1 protein-coding gene is annotated in these 1,824 nt (G+C 61.5%); it reads left to right on the forward strand.

Annotated elements, in window-relative coordinates; translation table 11 throughout:
• The first annotated feature begins 205 nt into the window (after nucleotides 1-205).
• The gene (locus CN97_RS19645) at nucleotides 206-1,561 is read left to right on the forward strand and encodes an IS1380-like element ISPme1 family transposase (protein WP_012112698.1); all 1,356 of its coding nucleotides are present in this window, start codon (nucleotides 206-208) and stop codon (nucleotides 1,559-1,561) included.
• The last annotated feature ends 263 nt before the right edge of the window (nucleotides 1,562-1,824 follow it).

Consider the following 1,824-nt stretch of genomic DNA (forward strand, 5'->3'; position numbering starts at 1 on the left):
GCCCTCGATCTTCAGGACGGCGGAGCTGGTGTCACATTAGGATGATGGCAGAAAACAGTGTATTGTGAAGCCCTACACCCGGTTCAAAAGCAGCCACGATGATTATCATAGCCCACATTCTCCAAGTAAGTCGCTGATTTCGCTGTCGTAATCGTGATATTTCGCATATAAATCATGGCGTTGACGGCTGCGAGGGGCGCGTTTCATGGATCACCTGGAGGGTGCGGGCTTGGCGCGGGGAGATCGGGTTGATTTCGACCGCCGTGTGCGTCTGGAGTTCCGTGGTGCGCAGATCAGTTCAGACGGTGGCCTGCTGGTGATGCGCGAGCTTGATGACGTGCTCGGCCTGTCCAATCTGGCGTCGGAGGCGCTGCGAGACAGCCGCACCGGGAAGAACACGCTCCATCGGCTTGACGGATTGTTCCGGCAATCGGTGTTCGGACGACTGGCCGGATACGAGGATGTGAACGATGCCGACCGCTTGGCCCTCGATCCCGTGATGCGTCAGGTCGTTGGCGGCAGGGCCGTCGAGGCGCAAGCTGCTTCGGCATCGCAGATGGGACGGTTCGAGACCGAGACGCTGGCTCTGGCCGCGAACCGGGCGGCGCTGGCCGATCTGAACGGCCAATGGATCGACCGGTTTCATGACCGCAACGGGTTGAAATACATCGTGCTGGACATGGACAGCTCGGTCAGCCCCACCCACGGCGATCAGGAAGGTGCTGCCTGGAACGGGCATTTCGACTGCACCTGCTATCACCCCATCTTCTTGTTCAACCAGTTTGGCATGCTGGAGCGCTGCGCCCTGCGTAACGGCAATGTCCACAGCGCCGATGGCTGGCGGGATGTCCTTGATCCCGTCATTGCCCGATATGCTGGCCGCGACCTTGGTGGACGCTTCTTCCGGGCCGACGCTGCCTACGCGATCCCCGCGATCTATATGCGGCTGGAAGAAGCCAGGTTCTTCTACGCCATCCGTCTGCCCGCCAACGCCGTCTTGCGCGAGAAGATCGCGCATCGGCTGACACGGCCCGTGGGACGGCCTTCGCTGACCAAGGTCAAACGGTTCTTCGAGGACTTCGAGTATCAGGCGGCGTCCTGGGACAAGCCGCGCCGCGTCATCGCCAAGATCGAATGGCATCCGGGCGAGCTGTTCCCCAAAGTCGGCTTCATCGTCACCAACCTGCCGATGGAGCCAGACTGGGTGGTGAGGTTCTACAACCAGCGCGGCACCGCAGAGCAGCACATCAAGGAAGGCAAATATGCCTTTCGCTGGACGCGGCTGTCATGCCGGAAGTTCCGGCACAACGAGGTGCGGCTGCAACTGCACGCGCTGGCCTACAACCTGGCAACCTTCCTGCGCTGCATCGAACTGCCCGAGGCCATGGCGGACTGGTCGTTGACCAGCCTGCAACTCAAGCTGATCAAGATCGGCGCCCGCGTCGTCCGCCACGCCCGCGCCATTACCTTCCAGTTGGCCGAGGTCGCCGTCACCGGCCCGATGGTGCGGGCCGTCCTTGCCGCCATCCGCCGTCTTCGAACGCCTCCGTCATGCGCATGACCACGATCCATGCCCAAGCTGAACGAAAGCGGCAGGACAGGTCCGTCTGCCGCGCGGAAAAGCGGCTCTGCCGGGCCAGAATGCTGCGGGTTCGAGGCTTGATCCACCCGACTTCGGCCGTTTGCGCGACGACAGACACCGCTCGGGGCGAAAAACGCTTGCCCAGCGAGCAAAATCAGGCGATCTTGAAGTCAAGCGGCAGGCCACTTGGGGAATGTCGGTCAAGATGCATCTAATATCATTCGGAGAAGTCCTGCTCACGT

It is taken from the genome of Haematobacter massiliensis (assembly GCF_000740795.1).
GTDB lineage: Bacteria > Pseudomonadota > Alphaproteobacteria > Rhodobacterales > Rhodobacteraceae > Haematobacter > Haematobacter massiliensis.